This is a genomic window from Endomicrobiales bacterium, assembly GCA_023228045.1.
In the GTDB taxonomy this organism is placed as follows: domain Bacteria; phylum Elusimicrobiota; class Endomicrobiia; order Endomicrobiales; family JALOBY01; genus JALOBY01.
The window spans coordinates 24,172-42,463 of sequence record JALOBY010000013.1; the positions used below are offsets into that span (position 1 = coordinate 24,172).

23 protein-coding genes and 4 tRNA genes are annotated in these 18,292 nt (G+C 37.9%); 25 read left to right on the forward strand and 2 right to left on the reverse strand.

Features of this window, described 5'->3' with window-relative positions:
* Positions 1-36 precede the first annotated feature (36 nt).
* Positions 37-804 (forward strand): hypothetical protein, encoded by a 768-nt coding sequence (locus M0Q46_04125; GenBank protein MCK9582792.1) that lies wholly within the window; start codon positions 37-39, stop codon positions 802-804.
* 431 nt (positions 805-1,235) lie between these two features.
* On the opposite strand, the gene M0Q46_04130 is transcribed toward M0Q46_04125, so the two are convergent.
* Entirely contained in the window at positions 1,236-3,278 is a 2,043-nt protein-coding gene (locus M0Q46_04130) for an ATP-binding cassette domain-containing protein (protein ID MCK9582793.1), read from the reverse strand.
* A gap of 205 nt (positions 3,279-3,483) precedes the next feature.
* On the opposite strand from M0Q46_04130, the gene M0Q46_04135 reads away from it, so the two are divergent.
* The 15 genes from M0Q46_04135 to arsB all read left to right on the forward strand — a co-directional run bounded on the left by M0Q46_04135 (position 3,484) and on the right by arsB (position 12,899).
* Positions 3,484-4,221: a hypothetical protein gene (locus tag M0Q46_04135; protein ID MCK9582794.1), complete on the forward strand. Its 738-nt coding sequence runs from the start codon at positions 3,484-3,486 to the stop codon at positions 4,219-4,221.
* 52 nt (positions 4,222-4,273) lie between these two features.
* Complete coding sequence (locus M0Q46_04140; GenBank protein ID MCK9582795.1) at positions 4,274-5,305, forward strand: hypothetical protein; 1,032 nt, start codon at positions 4,274-4,276, stop codon at positions 5,303-5,305.
* Positions 5,306-5,466: 161 nt separating this feature from the next.
* Complete coding sequence (locus tag M0Q46_04145) at positions 5,467-5,811, forward strand: hypothetical protein (protein MCK9582796.1); 345 nt, start codon at positions 5,467-5,469, stop codon at positions 5,809-5,811.
* Positions 5,812-5,909: 98 nt separating this feature from the next.
* Positions 5,910-5,995 (forward strand) — tRNA-Leu (locus M0Q46_04150).
* 242 nt (positions 5,996-6,237) lie between these two features.
* The gene (locus M0Q46_04155; GenBank protein MCK9582797.1) at positions 6,238-7,092 is read left to right on the forward strand and encodes a DUF4032 domain-containing protein; all 855 of its coding nucleotides are present in this window, start codon (positions 6,238-6,240) and stop codon (positions 7,090-7,092) included.
* A gap of 24 nt (positions 7,093-7,116) precedes the next feature.
* Complete coding sequence (locus M0Q46_04160; GenBank protein ID MCK9582798.1) at positions 7,117-7,854, forward strand: metallophosphoesterase; 738 nt, start codon at positions 7,117-7,119, stop codon at positions 7,852-7,854.
* Positions 7,855-7,889: 35 nt separating this feature from the next.
* Positions 7,890-7,963: transfer RNA gene (locus M0Q46_04165), tRNA-Met, on the forward strand.
* Positions 7,964-8,134: 171 nt separating this feature from the next.
* The gene (locus tag M0Q46_04170; protein ID MCK9582799.1) at positions 8,135-8,380 is read left to right on the forward strand and encodes a GIY-YIG nuclease family protein; all 246 of its coding nucleotides are present in this window, start codon (positions 8,135-8,137) and stop codon (positions 8,378-8,380) included.
* A 165-nt stretch (positions 8,381-8,545) separates the two neighbouring features.
* Positions 8,546-8,917: a metalloregulator ArsR/SmtB family transcription factor gene (locus tag M0Q46_04175; protein MCK9582800.1), complete on the forward strand. Its 372-nt coding sequence runs from the start codon at positions 8,546-8,548 to the stop codon at positions 8,915-8,917.
* Between the two features lie 14 nt (positions 8,918-8,931).
* Complete coding sequence (locus M0Q46_04180) at positions 8,932-9,885, forward strand: permease (protein ID MCK9582801.1); 954 nt, start codon at positions 8,932-8,934, stop codon at positions 9,883-9,885.
* Between the two features lie 11 nt (positions 9,886-9,896).
* Complete coding sequence (locus M0Q46_04185) at positions 9,897-10,133, forward strand: thioredoxin family protein (protein ID MCK9582802.1); 237 nt, start codon at positions 9,897-9,899, stop codon at positions 10,131-10,133.
* Positions 10,134-10,147: 14 nt separating this feature from the next.
* Entirely contained in the window at positions 10,148-10,588 is a 441-nt protein-coding gene (locus M0Q46_04190) for a thioredoxin family protein (GenBank protein MCK9582803.1), read from the forward strand.
* A 30-nt stretch (positions 10,589-10,618) separates the two neighbouring features.
* Positions 10,619-11,317, forward strand: coding sequence for a cytochrome c biogenesis protein CcdA (locus M0Q46_04195; protein ID MCK9582804.1), 699 nt, complete (start codon positions 10,619-10,621; stop codon positions 11,315-11,317).
* A gap of 16 nt (positions 11,318-11,333) precedes the next feature.
* Complete coding sequence (locus M0Q46_04200) at positions 11,334-11,765, forward strand: arsenate reductase ArsC (GenBank protein ID MCK9582805.1); 432 nt, start codon at positions 11,334-11,336, stop codon at positions 11,763-11,765.
* Positions 11,766-11,816: 51 nt separating this feature from the next.
* Positions 11,817-12,899, forward strand: coding sequence for an ACR3 family arsenite efflux transporter (gene arsB / locus M0Q46_04205; protein ID MCK9582806.1), 1,083 nt, complete (start codon positions 11,817-11,819; stop codon positions 12,897-12,899).
* 2 nt (positions 12,900-12,901) lie between these two features.
* Here the strand turns inward: arsB and M0Q46_04210 are convergent, their stop codons facing one another.
* A complete protein-coding gene (locus M0Q46_04210; GenBank protein MCK9582807.1) occupies positions 12,902-13,558 on the reverse strand; it encodes a class I SAM-dependent methyltransferase in 657 nt (218 codons plus the stop codon).
* A 125-nt stretch (positions 13,559-13,683) separates the two neighbouring features.
* Here M0Q46_04210 and M0Q46_04215 point away from each other — a divergent pair, with 125 nt between their 5' ends.
* The 9 genes from M0Q46_04215 to M0Q46_04255 all read left to right on the forward strand — a co-directional run.
* Entirely contained in the window at positions 13,684-14,070 is a 387-nt protein-coding gene (locus M0Q46_04215; protein ID MCK9582808.1) for a hypothetical protein, read from the forward strand.
* A 55-nt stretch (positions 14,071-14,125) separates the two neighbouring features.
* A complete protein-coding gene (locus M0Q46_04220) occupies positions 14,126-14,356 on the forward strand; it encodes a hypothetical protein (GenBank protein ID MCK9582809.1) in 231 nt (76 codons plus the stop codon).
* A gap of 84 nt (positions 14,357-14,440) precedes the next feature.
* Positions 14,441-14,593, forward strand: a complete 153-nt coding sequence (locus M0Q46_04225; GenBank protein MCK9582810.1) for a hypothetical protein — start codon at positions 14,441-14,443, stop codon at positions 14,591-14,593.
* 104 nt (positions 14,594-14,697) lie between these two features.
* Positions 14,698-14,844, forward strand: a complete 147-nt coding sequence (locus tag M0Q46_04230; protein MCK9582811.1) for a DUF5679 domain-containing protein — start codon at positions 14,698-14,700, stop codon at positions 14,842-14,844.
* Positions 14,845-14,972: 128 nt separating this feature from the next.
* A tRNA-Lys gene (locus M0Q46_04235) sits at positions 14,973-15,045 on the forward strand.
* 61 nt (positions 15,046-15,106) lie between these two features.
* Positions 15,107-15,178: transfer RNA gene (locus M0Q46_04240), tRNA-Glu, on the forward strand.
* Positions 15,179-15,241: 63 nt separating this feature from the next.
* Positions 15,242-16,546: an adenylosuccinate synthase gene (locus tag M0Q46_04245; GenBank protein MCK9582812.1), complete on the forward strand. Its 1,305-nt coding sequence runs from the start codon at positions 15,242-15,244 to the stop codon at positions 16,544-16,546.
* Positions 16,543-17,670 (forward strand): glutamine-hydrolyzing carbamoyl-phosphate synthase small subunit, encoded by a 1,128-nt coding sequence (carA, locus tag M0Q46_04250; protein ID MCK9582813.1) that lies wholly within the window; start codon positions 16,543-16,545, stop codon positions 17,668-17,670. Before M0Q46_04245 ends, carA begins: the two co-directional genes overlap by 4 nt.
* Positions 17,663-18,292, forward strand: a 630-nt coding sequence (locus M0Q46_04255) for a hypothetical protein (protein ID MCK9582814.1), incomplete at its 3' end; no start/stop codon positions are given. The genes carA and M0Q46_04255, both read left to right, overlap by 8 nt.

Sequence of the window (18,292 nt, forward strand, 5' to 3'; positions counted from 1 at the left end):
TGGGGGAAGGTTGATTGTAAATAAGGATAATTATTTGTGAATATTCTTCTTGATAAAAATATTGCATATGGTTATAACAGTGCTTCACAGAAAATAAGAGTCCAAACTGAGGCATGGTTTTACAGTGAAGTTTATTGTCCTAATTGCGGTGCAAATATAGAAAAGTATGAAAACAATCGACCCGTTGCAGATTTTTTTTGTAGTAAATGTAAAGAAGAGTATGAACTGAAAAGTAAAAATGCTTCTGTAGGGGTTAAAATTGTTGATGGGGCATATCGAACAATGATGGAAAGGCTTGGAAGTGATAATAATCCTAGCTTGTTTCTTCTTAATTATGATAGTTTTAGTTTACAGGTAAAGAACTTGTTTGTAGTACCAAAACACTATTTTATTCCAGAAATTGTCGAAAAGAGAAAGCCATTGGCTGTTACTGCAAAAAGAGCAGGTTGGATTGGTTGCAATATTCTTCTACAAAGCATTCCGCAAACTGGAAAAATATATTTTATTAAAGATAAACAGGTTGTGCCAAAAGAAAAAGTGCTTGCTGAATGGCAAAAGACAATGTTTTTACGACAAGAAAAAGAAGTAAAAGCAAAGGGTTGGTTATTGGATATTATGATATGCATTGATAAAATTGGAAGTAAGGATTTTTCCCTTAATGAGGTTTATGAATTTGAAAACGAATTAAGAAAAAAACATCCCGGTAATAGCCATATTAAAGATAAAATTCGCCAGCAATTACAGTTTCTACGAGATAAACGATATCTCGAATTTACTACTAGAGGCAATTATCGGTCAATATAAAATTATGGAAATTAAACTCTCGCCATTTTTTGCAAAAAACATTCTACGATTAAATCCATTCAATCGACTTAAAGTAATGTGTCGTGGATATGGTGAAGATTTAGAAAATTTTACTGAACTTGTATGGCAAGATGACAGATTGTTAGATTTCACTGACAAAGAATCGTATCCACAATTTCAATTGTGGTATGTTTGATTCATTTCTTGATAGTTTTTCAATCCCACTTTGGCTGACCATGGGAGAGCATTTTTTTGGAGTTTTCGGCAAGGATGTTTGAGCCCGCCACAAAGTGGCGAGGCGAGTTTCCGTAGACGCCAAAAAAATGCGAGTGAATAGCCACCGTGGGTGCATTTCTTTTGGTTACTTTTCTTTGGGCATTCAAAGAAAAGTATCACAGGGGCGCAGGGGCAGGATAGCCCCGCGGTTTAAATCAATTCTTATTTAAGGTCTCCAACTCTTCCCATCGTGAAAATGTTTTGGATAGTTCTGCTTCAATTTCTGCAAGGCGGGCTTTTGACTGAGTTGTAAAACCAGGTTTTTGGCATTGTGTAAAGTCGGCAAGTTGTGTGTGGATATTGCGCTGTTCACTTTCCAATGTTTCAATAATAGATGCAATAGTTTCAAGTTCTCGTTTTTCTTTCACGGATATATTTCGTGGGACTTTAATTATTGGTTTAGATGCTAACTTTTTCTTTTTGACCAAAGGTAGTGGTTTTGGTGGTTCGGTGCTATTTTCTATTTGGCGTTCCCAATCATCATAGCCGCCCACATATTCGTCAATCTTATAATCCTTTCTAAATATCAATGCCGATGTTACAACATTGTTTAAAAACTCCCTGTCATGACTGACCACAATTAAAGTTCCTTCGTACTGCAACAAAACCTCTTCTAAAAGTTCCAATGTTTCTGTATCAAGGTCGTTAGTTGGTTCATCAAAAACAAGCAGGTTTGACGGTATTGTAAATAAGCGCGCAAGCAGTAAACGGTGGCGTTCCCCGCCCGAAAGCCATTTTACGCGTGTTCTTGCCCTCTCTGATGTAAACAAAAAATCCTGCAGATAACTTATTATATGACGGGAGTTTCCATTAACAATTACGGTGTCACCGCCGCCGGTAGCAACATTTTCCCAAACGGTTTTTTCGGTGTCTATGCCTTTACGAAGCTGGTCAAAATATAAAGGGGTTACATTTGCCCCAAGGTCAACTGTCCCAGTTTGTGGTTTAATTCTGTCTAGCAAAAGGTTTAAGAGTGTAGTTTTGCCGCATCCATTTGGGCCTATTATACCTATGCGGTCTCCTCGGGTAAGGTAGAATGAAAAGTTATTTATAATTAATTTATCGTTATAAGCAAATGAAATATTTTTAGCTTCAAGCACTTTGTTGCCAGAGCGTTCTCCTTCACTAATAGTCATAGCAACATTGCCGGTGCGTTCTCGGCGCTTTTTGCGTTCTTCGCGCATTTTTTTAAGCGCGTTAACACGGCCCTCGGCTCGTGTGCTCCGTGCTTTTACGCCTTTGCGTATCCAAATTTCTTCTTGAGCAAGTTTTTTGTCAAATTCAGAGTTCGCTCTTTCTTCGTTTTCTAGTACTGCCTCTTTTCTAACTAAAAATGTTAGGTAGTCACAGCTCCAATCAATTATCTTTCCTCTATCTATTTCAACAATTCGGGTAGCCAATTTTTTTAAAAGTCGTCTGTCATGGGTTACAAAAAGTACCGTAAGCCTTGCGGTTAATAAAAAATTTTCAAGCCATTTAATTGACTCTAAATCTAAATGGTTGGTTGGCTCATCAAGCAATAAAATGTCAGGTTCGTTTACAAGCGCACGGGCGAGAAATACACGCCTGCGAATTCCGCCAGAGAGTGATGCAAATTCAACATCGGGGTTTACCTGTACTTGGTCAAGCACGCGGTTTATAACTGCTTCTATTTGCCACCCGTTATGCTCGGTTAAATCGTGCTGAAGTTTGTGAAACAAATCGTCATCTGTTGGATTAGCCAGCTGGCGGTGATACTCTGCCAAGCTTTCGCCAATTTTACCTGCACCTTGCGCGACAATATCAAACGCACTGCCTGTAATACTATCCCGAATTTTGCAATAGGATTTGGAATTCGTCGCAAGATACGGGACATTTTTATCCGCAAAACCCTTGCTAATGGAATTACCATTATCTGCAGTTTTTGCGTCAAAACTGCCTCCGTCTCTTTCGCCTCGGTTCACAAACCTATTACAAAGTTCGGGATTATCTGGTACATCTTGCGTGAGGTAGCTTACCTTTAGCCCAGGTGAAATAATGATCTCACCAGCATCGGGCTTTAAATCACCATTTATTATACGCATTAAGGTGGACTTGCCCGAGCCGTTACGCCCAAGAATACAAATGCGTTGACCTTTATGTATATCTATGGAAAGGTCTTCTAAAACTAATGGGCCGTCAAAGGCCACACGAATATTGCGTAAACTAATTAATGACATGTTTGTTTATTTTCCGTTTATTTACAAATTGATATGGTTGCTTCCGGGCAGTATCAAGTAGGATATTTTATTTGCCGTGATGGTCATTATACAAAATTGCAAAGTCCAGGTTGAAGTGTTCCTTGGGATGGTGTATAATCAAGCAGTAATGGTTAATGCTAACAAGTTAAAACATCCGACTTGTAAAGCATAGGAGATTACACAAATGAAAAATATTTTAGCTTTACTTATTGTTGCACTTTTTTCGCAGTGTCTTTATGCAGGCCTTAAGGTAGATTACGAAGCAGGTTTAGTGCAAAGCGGTTATAATGATGTTCAAATTCCTGGCAACACAGGTACAAGGTTTTCTTTATCAACCCAAGACCTTTCTATTAAAAGTGATTTTTTTTGGCGCACAACAATAATAGATGAAATATCACCAAAAAGCTCATTTGAATTGCTTATTGCTCCATTAACACTAAAAACCGAAGGCACACTCAAAACTCCAATTACCTTTACAGATAAAACATTTGCAACTGGGTCACAAATAAATGGAACATATAGGTTTGATTCGTATCGGTTGCGTTATTTGTATCTTGTGCAAGAAAGCAAAAAAGTTAAAACTTGGCTTGGTTTGACAGCAAAAATACGAGATGCCTCAATAAAGCTTTCAGATGGTGCAACTATTACTGAAAAACAAAATACTGGTTTGGTTCCGTTAATAGCTTTTAAAGTGCAATGGGATGCGTTTGATAATGATTTTTCTGTACTTTGCCAAGGTGATGCATTAGCCGCACCTCAAGGCAGGGCAGAAGATGTTTTAGTGGCTTTGCAGTACAAGTACGATGCTACTCTTGCATTTAAATTAGGGTATCGTGTGTTAGAGGGCGGTGCAGATAATGATGTTGTTTATAATTTTGCACTATTGCACTACATAGCTTTAGGAGCAACATTTAGTTTTTAAAACAATAATAAAATAGTAATTGAAATGAATATAGGATAGGGGAAATGTTTAAATGAATATATTAGTTCGTAATTTATCAAAAATTGTTACTGAAGAAGAATTGATGGAGAAGTTTCGCCCATTTGGTGTAGTTACTTCGGTTACAATTGTAATGGATAATTTAACAGGGCTATCAAAAGGATTTGGGTTTGTTGAGATGCCAGGCCAACACGAAGCAGAGGCTGCAATAAGGGCACTGGATCGCACACGAATATTAAAAGATAAAATTAAGGTAAAGAAAACAAATGCAAAACTTAGGTCTGGCGATTCACCGGAATATAACAAACCGCAAACCACAACTGCACAGCCCACAATTCGTCAAGAATCTGGAACATCTCAGCCAACACAAGCAGTAAGGCCGATGTTTAAGCCCGGGTATATTAAACATCACAGTAGGCAAATAAGTGCAAATGCTAATTCCAAGTTCCCGCCAAAGGATTCGGCAAGAAAAGAATACAGTCCCCGCGGCGAAAGACCTTCTGGCCAGCATAGTTCAGCCAGAAGAAGTAGTAAACCATACGGACAATTTACAAATCGTAATAATAGCAGCAGCAGGACTGCTTGGCCAGCTCCTTTAGGGGAAAGATCAGCGCATAATGTTGGTGCAAGAAAATCATACGATTCAAAAAGAAGAGACAGTGCTCCTTCACAGTTCCCGTCACGAGATGCAGGTAGGCAGGAATTTAAACCCCGCAGTGAAAGACCTTTTGGTCAGCATAGTTCTGGGGAGAGAAGTAGTAAACCATATGGTCAATTTGCAAAACGCGATAATAGCAGCAGACCTGCCTGGCCAGCGCCTCGCGGAGAAAGACCAGCCTATAAAACTTTTAGTAAACCATTTGACCCGAAAAGAAGAGATGGTGCACCTTCGCGGTTTCCGTCATCAGATACAGCAAGAAAAGAATACAGTCCTCGCGGTGAAAAACCTTCAGGCACCCATAGTTCTGGCGAAAGAGGTAGTAAACCATTTAGCAAATTTGCAAAAGGCAACAGTGGCAGACCATCTTGGCCTGCACCCCGTGGCGCAAGACCTCGCTTTAAATAATTTTTTGAAAGAAGCTTTAAAAACCACAGATTTTCCAAACAGTAACTTTATAAACATATGCCAATTTTGACAAACTTTATAAAGTTATATATTTGAATAAATCGCAGCTAAATAGTGATTCTGTCCGGATATGATATTTTGTAAAGATATGGAGTGTAATTATGTTTGAATCTCGCCATCACCCGCTTGTTTCGCAAAGAAAGTTTGTAATGCGCATGCTTTTTAGCGGTTTAGTAGGGATAGTGTTAATAGCCATATCTTTGTTAATAGGAATGTTCGGTTATCATTATTACGAAAATCTTTCATTGGTTGATTCTTTTGTAAACGCAGCCATGATTCTTTCCGGTATGGGGCCTCTTGCTCAAATGCATACGCAAAACGGTAAAATATTTGCCGGTTTTTACGCAATTTATAGCGGTCTTGCGCTTATTACCATAGCGGCTATTATATTTGCCCCTATAATTCACCGCCTGCTTCATAAATTTCACATTGAACAAGAACAATAAAAGCAAATTTCAATTTATTTGTGTGCTAAAAAAATGTATAATATACGCGTTGTATTTGCAGTTGCAACACCAATGGTACATTCATAGTTGTATAATTTGGGCAGGTGGCGGAACTGGCAGACGCACAGGACTTAAAATCCTGAGGCCCGCAAGGGCCGTGTGGGTTCAATTCCCACCCTGCCCATTTTATTTTTATAGAGAAAACTGTTTTTGATAGTAAGTTAGATGTAAGTAAAAACAAAACTGGGAATTGAAGCCAACCCGAAGCGCGTCCAGAGGACGAAAAAGCGAGGGTGGCAGGTTGCGGGTGAGCGTGCGAAAGCAGGCGAAGGAGCAAAATTCCCACCCTGCCCATTTTATTTTTTGTAATAATTGAAATAAGCTATGAAGTGCAGATAATATGCAAAAATGAAGAGAGGGATTGTAATGACAGAAGAAAAAGACACACTAATTGATTTTACTTCAATAGAAAAGAATCTACAGCATGTTCATCAGGTAAACCTTGGTGTTCTGCAAATTCCAATAGATAAAATAGTTGGCAGTTTGGGCAGATATGCCGATTTTAACGAGGGCTTCCTTTTTCATAAAGAAAAAATAAGCACAAAATATGAATATGTTAAAAAAGTAATGCTGGAAGGTAAAATTTTACCGCCAATTAAGGTGTACCAGATTCTTGACAACTACTTTGTTATAGACGGGCATCACCGCGTTACGGTTGCAAAAAATGAGCTTAAAGCCATTGATATAGATGCGGAAGTTATAAAAATAGAGTTTGATTTGGAACTCTCTGTAGATAAAAAATACAGCTATAACACAGAGCAGGCAAAGGATTTCTTAATAATACTTGAAGAGGAAATGTTTGAAAAAGAAACTTTCCTTGTAAATGAAATTCTCTCCTATCCAATAAAAGTTACCGACCTTACCAGTTATGGCAAGTTGTTTGAAGAAATAAAAGATTTTAGAAAAAACTATAGTGCCGGAGAGCTTGCCAAAAGAGGCATTATTTATTCAAGTTTTCTTTGGTATGAAAAACGCTTTTTGCCTGCGATAAAAATTATAGAACAAGAACGCATTCTTGACGGTTTCCCAAATAGAACTTTTGCAGATTTGTATTTGTGGATACAACAGCATAAATACTTCCTTAGCCAAAAAGCCGGCCACGATGTAGGTTTTGATTTTACAAAAGAAGATTTTGTAAGCCGCTTTAAAAAACCAAAATTTTTCGATCTTTTGCCCAATGTAGTAAAAGACATAATTGAGGGAATAAAAAACAAGGTTTAATATGTTGCAGTGCAATTTTCTAAAATGAATATCCTATCGGTTTCCGACATTCCAAGCAGAGCTCTTGAAGCGCTTGTTTTGCGCTCACCGGAAGAACTTAAAAAAATAGACCTGATTATATCCTGTGGAGATTTAGAAAAGGAGTACCTGGAGTTTTTAGTTGACGGGATAGATAGAGATATTTTGTTTGTTTTTGGCAATCACGAATATCGCTGGGACAGAGAAGATTATTTTGGTTATGAAAAACAATCCGAAATATCTGAAAAAAAGGTGGCAACAGTAAAACGGATTGCCGGCGCGACAGATTTGCACGCAAGAGTGGAAGAGCGTAATGGTTATATATTCGTCGGCTTTGGCGGCTCAATTTTGTATAACGGCGGCAAAAACCAGTTTAGCGAAAAAGAAATGGAGAAAATTGTCTCAAGAGCAATTATAAAGGTGCGCTTAGAGCAATTTAAGATGGCTTTATTAAGAAAAAAAGTTAAAGGTGTAGTTGTAATTTCTCACGCCGCACCATTTGGCATTAATGATCAAAGCGATCCGGCCCACATAGGGTTTAAATGTTTTAACGATTTTATGAAATATGTTTCACCAACGCTTTGGCTTCATGGGCATATTCACCTGCAAGATATGTACCAAAATCAAATTGCACATTCGGGCAGCACGACAGTGCTTAATACTTATGGGCATAAATTTATTAAAATAGATGGCGGCAAAGTAGAAGTGTCATATACGACGGATTTGTTTGACATCAATCGATGATATAAGATAAAATCACCGTACAAGTGATACATAATCGCGGGGTGGAGCAGCCCGGTAGCTCGTCAGGCTCATAACCTGAAGGTCGCAGGTTCAAATCCTGCCCCCGCAACTTTTTTCTGTGATAGATATTTGGTAGCAAGAGGGTGGCTCATAATCCCGCAAGTTGCGGGATTCAAATCCGGTTCAAGTAATGACTTGAAACAAAGGTGGAATTTAGATTTCACCCTATAATATTTTGATAGGCGATAAGGCTTAATACCTTATCGTTTTTTTATTTACAATGAAATATACGGTATACATTTTAGTTTCTGTGGGCGGTAAATATTACATTGGGCAAACGAACAATTTAGTTCGTCGTTTGTTACAGCATAAAAATGGTTTGTCTAAGTGGAGCAGAAAGTATAGTGGTTGGGAATTGATATACAGCCAAGAATACGACACCCGTAGTCAAGCAGTTAGAAAAGAGAGGGAAATAAAATCATATAAAGGTGGTTTGGCATTTAAAAAATTGCTTAATGGCTCATAATCCCGCAATTTGCGGGATTCAAATCAACGCCCGCAACTTTTTTAAAGAGATCTCATTTTCCAATGAGGTCTTTTTTGTTTTATATTGACAAATAAAAAGTTTAGTTGTAACATATGCACAAAAGCGCATATGTACATAATAAAAAATGCAAAAAAAGGAGTTTTTATGAACAAACCCACAAATTACACAAATGTTTTTAGCGCTCTTAGTGATAAAACCAGGTTAAGGATAATGTGCGCGCTTATTTGTGCAAACGACTCACTTTGTATTTGCGAGCTTATGGATACACTTAAACTAAAGCAGTACAACATATCGCGACATGTAAAAGAGTTAAAAACCGCAGGGCTTGTTTTAGAAAAAAGAGCTGGAAAATTTGTTTTTTACTCAATTACTAAAGCTGATAGTGATTTTGGCAAACATATAATTAAGTTGCTTAAAACCATAAAAGATAAAGTTATTACTGAAGATGCCATAAGGTTAAAAAAACGGCTTGCAATAAGAAAAGAGGGTAAGTGTATTGTTGGTATGAGTAAGTAAACAAAGAGGATTCTATGCTGAAAGCTTTTGCAGATTGGTTAACTTATAGTATTTTTTTAATTGCACCCAAAACGCTATTGGCGAATGTTGTTAATTTCTTTATTTATGACACAATTAAAATATTCCTTCTTCTTATAGGAATAATTTTTGTTATATCTATCATAAGGTCATTTCTTCCTGCAGAAAGAATTAGAAATATATTATCACACAAAAAAAAGTTTATCGGCAATATCCTTGCAGCACTTTTGGGTATCATCACTCCTTTTTGCTCCTGCAGTGCTGTGCCGTTGTTTCTTGGGTTTTTAAGGGTAGGCGTGCCTTTGGGTGTAACATTTTCTTTTCTTGTTTCATCGCCAATGATAAATGAAGTAGCCTTGGTTTTGTTGTTTGGTTTGTTTGGCTGGAAAATAGCATTATTATATGTAATCTCAGGTCTTATTATCGCCGTACTATCTGGTCTTGTTATAGGAAAACTTAAAGTTGAAAAATTGGTAAAAGATTTTGTGTTTGAAGGCAAGGGCGCTACTGAGCAGTTTTCTTTAGATATGAGTTGGAAAGATAGAATTAATTATGCAGTGTCATATACAATTGAAATACTGAACAAAGTATGGCCTTATATATTAATTGGGGTAGGTGTTGGCGCGTGGATACATGGTTATGCCCCAACTGATTTCCTTGCTAAATATGCTGGTGCCGATAAATGGTACGCCGTGCCACTTGCTACCATAATAGGTATTCCTCTTTACTCAAATGCCGCAGGTATAATCCCATTAGTAAGTGCGTTGAGTGAAAAAGGTGTATCTATTGGGACTACGCTTGCGTTTATGATGGCGGTAACTGCCCTTTCATTGCCCGAATTTATGATATTAAAAACTGTTATGAAAACACGGTTAATTGTATTGTTTGCCGCAATTGTTGGAACAGGGATAATTTTTACAGGATATCTGTTTAACATGTTAATAAAATAATGGAGGAATATATGAAGCTTGAAGTGCTTGGCACAGGTTGTGCAAAATGTAAAAAATTAACAGACTTAGTTGAGCAAGTTACAAATGAAACCGGAATTGTTGCAGAAATATCAAAAGTAGACCAAATTAACGATATTTTAAACTATGGAGTGATGATCACACCAGCCCTTGCTGTAGATGGTAAAGTTGTAGTTTCTGGAAGAATCCCATCAAAAGATGAAATAAAAAAATGGATTGCTAATAGCTAAACAAAGGAAAACTTATGAAAATTAAATTAGTAGTAGCAATGTTGTTATTTATTTTATCTTCTGCGGGTTTTTGCAAGGATAAGTTAAAGAATTCTACTCAAGTTACATTTGTTGAACTTGGGTCTATTAATTGTATGCCTTGTAAAATGATGCAACCGGTGATGGCAGATATTGAAAAAGAGTACGGTGATAGTGTAAAGGTTATTTTTTATGATGTTTGGTCTCAAGCAGGCAAACCTTATGCCGCAGAGTATAAAATACAGGCAATTCCTACACAAGTATTTTTAGATAAAAATGGGAGTGAGTTTTTCCGTCATTTAGGATTTTTTCCGAAAGAAGAGATTGCTAAAGTGTTATATAGCCAGGGGATAAAGAAAATCAGAACGGGAAATAAAAATTCTTCTAAAAACAGCGCAAGTGAAACAAATATGCAATCAGGAGAAATTTGCAAATAAGAATATTGTGTTTAATCTTTTGGAGAAAGAATGATATTAACTTTGTTTAACTGGCTTTACGGAACGCTTTACGCATCAGCGACATTTGCGCTAATGGGTTCGTTTATATGGGGCATACTTAGCATATTGCTAAGCCCATGTCACTTGGCGAGCATACCTTTAATTATTGGGTTTATTGATGATCAAGGGCGCATTTCAACTAAACGCGCGTTTTTGCTTTCATTTTTGTTCGCTTTTGGAATTTTAATAACCATAACTGGTATTGGCATAATTACTGGAATGCTTGGAAGAATGATGGGTGATATTGGCAATTGGAGCAATTATTTTGTTGCTGTTATATTTATTTTGGTTGGGTTTCACTTGCTTGAAATAATTACATTGCCTTTTATAGGTAAATCGGGGCAAGTAGCATATCGGGAAAAAGGATTATTTGCAGCTTTTATTTTGGGGCTTGTGTTTGGTGTTGCGCTTGGGCCATGTACATTTGCATATATGGCGCCTATTCTTGGGGTGTCTTTCTCGGTTGCCTCAACAAATATTGTTTTTTCTATCGCGCTAATTGTTGCCTATGCACTTGGCCATATTTCAGTTATTGTAATAGCCGGAACATTTACAGAGATAGTGCAGAAATATTTAAATTGGAGCGAGAGATCTAAAGGAGCTGTTGTGCTCAAAAAAATATGCGGAATTTTAGTACTGTTTGGCGGCTTATATTTATTCATAAAATAAATTTAATGGAAATGTTATGGAAAAAATAAAAGTTTTGTTTGTTTGTATTCACAACAGCGCTCGCAGCCAAATGGCAGAAGCATTTTTGAAAGTGTTTGGCGGTGAAATGTTTGATGTAAAAAGTGCTGGTCTTGAACCCGGCAAGCTAAACCCGATTGTTGTTATGGCAATGAAAGAAGTTGGAATAGATATTTCTGGCAATCAAACAAAAAGCGTGTTTGATTTTTTTAAGACGGGAGAGTTGTTTAGCTATGTTGTTACTGTCTGTGATGAAACCAGCGGCCAAAGTTGCCCAATTTTCCCGGGTGTAAGCAAGAAACTGCACTGGAGTTTTGCAGACCCATCTGCGCTAAATGGAACTTATGAAGAAAAACTGCAAGACATTCGTAAAATTCGCGATATGATTAAAGAAAAAGTAGTGCAGTTTATAAGTGAGTTTAAGAAGTAATATTTTTGGCATTTTGATTGGTAAAACATATAAATATATTGGGGAATAAATATGTCTGAAAAAGTAACAAAAAAACTCTCGTTTTTAGATAGGTACTTAACCATTTGGATATTTTTAGCTATGGCTATTGGTGTAGGCATCGGCTACCTATTCCCGTTTGTGTCAGTATTTTGGGGCAAATTTCAAAGAGGCACAACAAATATTCCAATTGCTATTGGTTTAATACTTATGATGTATCCGCCATTAGCAAAGGTTAAGTATGAAGAGCTAAAAGATGTATTTGCAGATAAAAAAATTCTTGTATTATCGTTAGTTCAAAATTGGATAGTTGGCCCAATACTTATGTTTGTTTTGGCAATAGTATTTTTACATAATTATCCGCAATATATGATTGGTTTGATTATGATAGGGCTTGCGCGTTGTATTGCAATGGTTATCGTATGGAACGAGCTTGCTTTTGGTTGCAGCGAGTACTGCGCGGGGCTTGTTGCGTTTAACTCACTTTTTCAGGTGTTATTTTATTCTGCATACGCATGGGTATTTATTACAGTTCTCCCAGGTTTTTTCGGGTTGCAGGGTTTTGCTGTAAATATAACAATAGTTGAAATTGCAAAAAGTGTTTTTATTTATTTGGGTATACCGCTAATAGCAGGTTTTATCACAAGGTTTACGCTTATTAAGGTTAAAGGGAAGCTATGGTACAACACCAAATTTATACCAAAAATTAGCCCGATAACTCTTATAGCGCTTTTATTTACAATTGTCGTAATGTTCTCACTAAAAGGTGAGTATATTGTAAAAATACCGCTTGATGTTGTAAGAATTGCAATACCATTATTAATCTATTTTGTTGTAATGTTTTTTGTATCGTTTTATATGAGTTGGAAGGCCGGCGCAGGGTATGCAAAAACAGCAACACTTTCATTTACCGCTGCAAGCAACAACTTTGAGCTGTCAATTGCCGTGGCGGTATCTGTGTTTGGAATAAACTCTGGTGCCGCGTTTGCCGCGGTAATAGGCCCAATGGTAGAGGTTCCGGTTTTAGTTGGTCTTGTAAATGTTGCCCTTTGGCTTAGAAAGAAATTTTTTAGCTTGGAAATTAATGAAGTAAATTGTGCGGCAGATAAAAACTAAAACTATAATTGAAGCCGAAAAATTATCACTCTTTGTTCATCATCGTAAACCTTTTTTAATCCAAAATGCGTAGCAATCCAATTGATGGTGTTTTTGTTATAAAAAGAAGCGTGTGTAAAATCTTTCGCATAGCTCCAACCTTTGAAATTTTCAATGTTGTTCCATAAATTTGTCATTACAATCAAATAACTATCTTTTTGCATGTGCGAAATTATCTGTTCAATGTCTTTTGACGGAAAGAAAAAGTGCTCAAAGCACTCTGTGGCAAAAATAAAACTGTAGTGTTGCTTTGTTTTTGTGTTAGGAAAGAATATTGGGTCGTAATTTTCACATTTTATCCCACGTTTACTTAATAGTTTTGAAAGAGTTGGATTTGAGCCGCAACCATAGTCAAGGCCTAACATATCAGGGCGTAAAAATTGCATTGCGGGTTCTATTGCCTTATTTAAAAATGCAACATACCCCGGGAATTCTACCCCATTTTCATGCGCAAGGTAGCGGTTTTTTTCAACCTCTTTGGTTGGGTGATGAAGTGGGTCAACATATATGAGGTAGCAAGTGTTGCATTTATAAAATGTTCTTTTATCAAGCCCCTGAATTTTGAAGGAGTTTTGGCTATGGCATAGCGGGCAAGTGAGTATAAGTTTTTGAGTATTCATACCTGGCATTTTACTATTTTATAAGTTTACTTTGCCCGAAGTAAAGGTTTATGACAAACCATTCAAATAAAGTCTTGCATCATCACTTTTAATTAAGAATATGATATATATTGTTGACTTTTAGTATGAAAGTTATTAGAATGCTCGCAACGTTAAACACTCAAATGAAAATTTTTATTCGCATTACATTTATTATTTTAATTTTTACTTCGCTTTTTTCCGGCGTGACCTTTTGTGCGACAGGGTTCTCTGGTGACGCTTTGGATGTATCGTATTGCCCTGGAAATCAATTTCCTCCACTTGCCATAATAGACGAGATTGCGAATGATTTAACAGATGACTATAGCGAATTTAAAAGACAAAATGCTGAATCATTATATTTTTATTTGAGCCCAAAAGAAATTTTAAGATTTTTATTAATTCCAAACTTCTACACCCTCAATCTCTTCATACCAGAAAGTATTCCAAGGCCTAAAATCATTCCTCTATCCCGCGACTCGCTAGTTCTATAACATTCTTCCTTTCATCTTATGTAAATAAATCTGTATAAAAAGGAGGTGAATCAACATGAAAAAACTTATTGCGTTGTCATTCCTAGTATCTTTTGTCGCTTCAGTTGGCATAATGTATGCGGCGGAGCCAATTGCAACTGTTCCATCGGTGAAAGTTGCAACTACAACTGTAGTTACACCAGCAAAAGCTGCAAAGGTAAAAAAAGTCAAAAAAGTCAAAGCAGCAAAGGTTAAAGTAGAAAAAAAAGTTGTTCAAGAAGCTCCAGTAGCACCAGTAACAAAATAAGCTGTGTTTTAATAAATGGCCCACATGTTATAAAGCATGTGGGCCATTTGCATTTAACCTTCCTCAGCATAAAAAACCGGAGTTATGAATAACATTATAGTTGCAGGCGGGGCAGGATTTATTGGTTCAAATGCAAAAAGATTACTTGTCTGGGAACCAACAGTAAGCATTGAAGAGGGCATAAAAAATGCAGTTAAGGGACATATTGAAAATACTAAGCTTATTGACAAATGCTGACGGTAGTGCTACAATCCTCGTATAGATTAAAAAGGTTTTGATAGTTTAGTCAGTCCAAGTCTGACCCCGCTAACGGCGGGTACGCGACATTAAGGGGGCTCAATATGGCAGAAGGCAGATGTATGAAATGTAAGAAGCAAGTTGAGATTAAAGATTCAAAAGAAGTTATTATGAAAAATGGTATGAAAGCTCTTTCGGGTGTTTGTGGCGAATGTTCAACAAAAGTTTTTAAAATTGTTGGCAAAGCATAATAATAAATAAGTTGACGAAAAGTTTTAATATTTGCTAAACTCGCCCGGCCGAAGTTTTAAACATCGGCCAGTGTTTTTTTTGTGTCATAATGCGGCGCGCAAGCGTCATTGATATAAGTGGTTCGTTTGGGCCCGTAGCTCAGTTGGTAGAGCACCTCACTTTTAATGAGGGTGTCGCGTGTTCAAGTCACGCCGGGCTCATTTTCTACGCCACATTGATAAGTGATAGAATTGTTTCTTGAAATAAAAATCCGGGTTTAATGCCCCCATCGTCTAGTGGTTAGGACACATCCTTTTCAAGGATGCGGCAGGGGTTCGACTCCCCTTGGGGGTACTTTTTCAGATTTATTATCCTATATAGAACTGAGCAGTAGCGGCCGGTTCGGCGAGGCACGCAATGTCAACATTAGTAGTTGTAGGTACACAGTGGGGCGATGAAGGCAAGGGCAAAGTTGTTCACTATCTTTCCCAAAAAGCCGATATAATTGTCCGATACCAAGGCGGCAACAATGCCGGCCATACAATAATTTTTGAAAATAAGCCTTTTGTTTTACATTTAGTTCCTTCCGGTGTTTTATTTCCAAATAAAATCTGCCTTATTACCAACGGTGTTGTAGTTGACCCTGAAAATCTTTTAAAAGAAGCAAAACTCCTAAAAAGTAAAAAACTTGAAATTAAAGGGCGGCTGTTCATTAGCGACAGAGCGCATATTATTTTGCCCTATCACCGTTACTTAGACGAAATACGCGAGCAGGGTAAAATAAGAATTGGCACCACCCGCAGGGGCATTGGGCCGGCATACGCCGATAAAGTTACGCGCATTGGAATAAGGGTTATTGATTATATTGAAAAAGATGTTTTCCTTGACCTGCTTGAAAAAAACCTGAAAGAAAAAGCCCCTTTGCTAAGGAAGCTTATTTCAATAGACGAACTTAGAAAAAAAATTCTTGCCGATTACCCTCGCCTAAGAGCATTTTTAAAGAACTTTGTTGCCGATACTTCGCTTATACTTGATAAAGCATTCAAAGAAAATAAAAACATTTTATTTGAAAGCGCGCAGGGCACACTTTTAGACCTTGACTTTGGTACCTATCCTTTTGTTACATCTTCAAACCCGATTTCAGGCGGTTGCTGCGCCGGCTCGGGTATTTCTCCAACAAAAATAGACAATGTTTTAGGAGTTATAAAGGCCTACACCACAAGGGTGGGGGAAGGCCCATTTCCTACAGAGTTAAAAGATTCTGTCGGCGAGCACTTGCGCGAGAAAGGGCAGGAATTTGGCGCTACAACCGGCAGGCCAAGGCGCTGCGGTTGGTTTGATGCGGTTCTTGCAAGGCACAGCATGCGCTTAAACGGTGTAGATGAACTTATACTTACAAAACTTGATTGCATGGAAGACCTCAAAAAGGTAAAAATTTGCGTGGCATATAAATACAAAGGCAAAATTATAAATGATTTTCCAGCATCAAGGGTTTTGCAAGCCGGATGCAAGCCGGTGTACGAAGAGCTTCCGTGTTTTGGCGGAAAAGTGCGAGGCGTAACCGAATTTAAAAATCTTCCGTTAAACGCGCGTAAGTATGTAAAACGCCTTGAAGCGCTTATCGGCACAAAAATTAGTTTAATTTCCCTTGGCAGAAAGCGCGAAGAGACAATAGTTATAGATAAAAACAACATTCTTTTTAATAAATGGGTTGGTAAATGAAAAAAGCAATACTTGCTCTTGAGTCGGGCAAATACTTTGTAGGCAGGTCTTTTGGTGCAGACGGCGAGCGCGAAGGCGAGGCCGTTTTTAACACAAGTATGTCTGGCTACCAAGAGATACTTACGGACCCTTCCTACTGCGGACAAATTGTTTGTATGACATACCCACACATTGGTAACTATGGAATAAATTTGCAAGATATGGAGTCGGAAAAGCCGTGGGTTAGCGGTTTTGTAATTCGTGAAGAAAGCCCGATAGTTTCCAACTGGCGCTCAAGTGAAACACTTAAAAATTTTCTTGTAAGAAACGGCATTGTTGCAATGGATGGCATAGATACCAGAGCACTTACAAAACACATTAGGCAGGCAGGTGCCCTAAAGGCAATTATTTCAACCATAGAAACTGACCCAAAAAAACTTGTTGAAAAAGCAAAAAAATCACGCGGGCTTGTTGGCCGCGACCTCGTTAAAGAAGTAACCTGCAAAGAAAAATATCCTTTCTTCAAAAAACCGGCGGTAAGCAGCTACCGGGTTGCTGTAATTGATTGTGGATGCAAGCTTAACATTATTTATGAACTTGTGGCTCTTGGATGCGAGGTAACTATTTACCCGTCAGGCACAAGCGCAAATGAAATTATTGATTCAAAGCCCGACGGCATATTTCTTTCAAATGGCCCGGGTGACCCAGCGGCTGTAACTTCTGTAATAGAAACTGTTCGGCAGATAATTGCGTATAACGAAAAAAACAATGCGAAAATTCCACTTTTTGGCATTTGCCTTGGATACCAAATGCTTTGCCTTGCGCTTGGCGGCAAAACATTTAAGTTAAAGTTTGGCCATCGCGGCGCAAACCATCCGGTAAAAGACCTTGTCACCGGCAAAATAGAAATAACTTCGCAAAACCATGGCTTTGGTGTGTTGCCCGAGAGCTTAAAAGATAAAGATGTCAGCTTTACGCACATTAACCTTTACGATAAAACATCCGAGGGTTTTGCACACAATAGTTTGCCAATATTTGCGGTGCAGTATCATCCTGAGGCAAGCCCCGGCCCGCACGAATCAAAATACCTTTTTCAAAGATTTATAGATTTAATGAAAAATAACAGAGTTAATAAAAATGCCTAAACGCACAGACATTAAAACAATCCTTATTATCGGTTCAGGCCCTATTGTAATCGGCCAGGCATGCGAGTTTGATTACTCCGGCACACAGGCAATCAAAGCGCTGAAAAAAGAGGGCTATCGCCTGGTACTTGTAAACTCAAACCCAGCAACTATTATGACCGACCCGGAGTTTGCCGACGCCACATACATTGAACCCCTTGTTCCAGAAGTCATAGAAAAAATAATTCAAAAAGAAAGGCCTGAAGCTCTATTGCCAACTCTTGGCGGCCAAACAGCGTTGAACCTTGCCGTAGCTCTTAGCGAACGCGGTATACTTGAAAAATACAAAGTTGAGCTAATTGGCGCAAAACTTCCGGCAATAAAAAAAGCGGAAGACAGGCGCCTTTTTAGAAAAACAATGCAAGATATTGGCCTTGAGGTTCCTGCAAGCGGCTATGCCTACAATATAGAAGATGCTCTAAAAGTGGCAGATAAAATTGGTTTCCCATTAATTATCAGGCCATCATTTACGCTTGGAGGCATTGGTTCGGGCACTGTTTACTCAAGCGATGAATTTTTAGAGGCGGCAGCAACCGGAATAGATGCAAGTCCGATAAATGAAATTTTGATTGAAGAGTCGGTG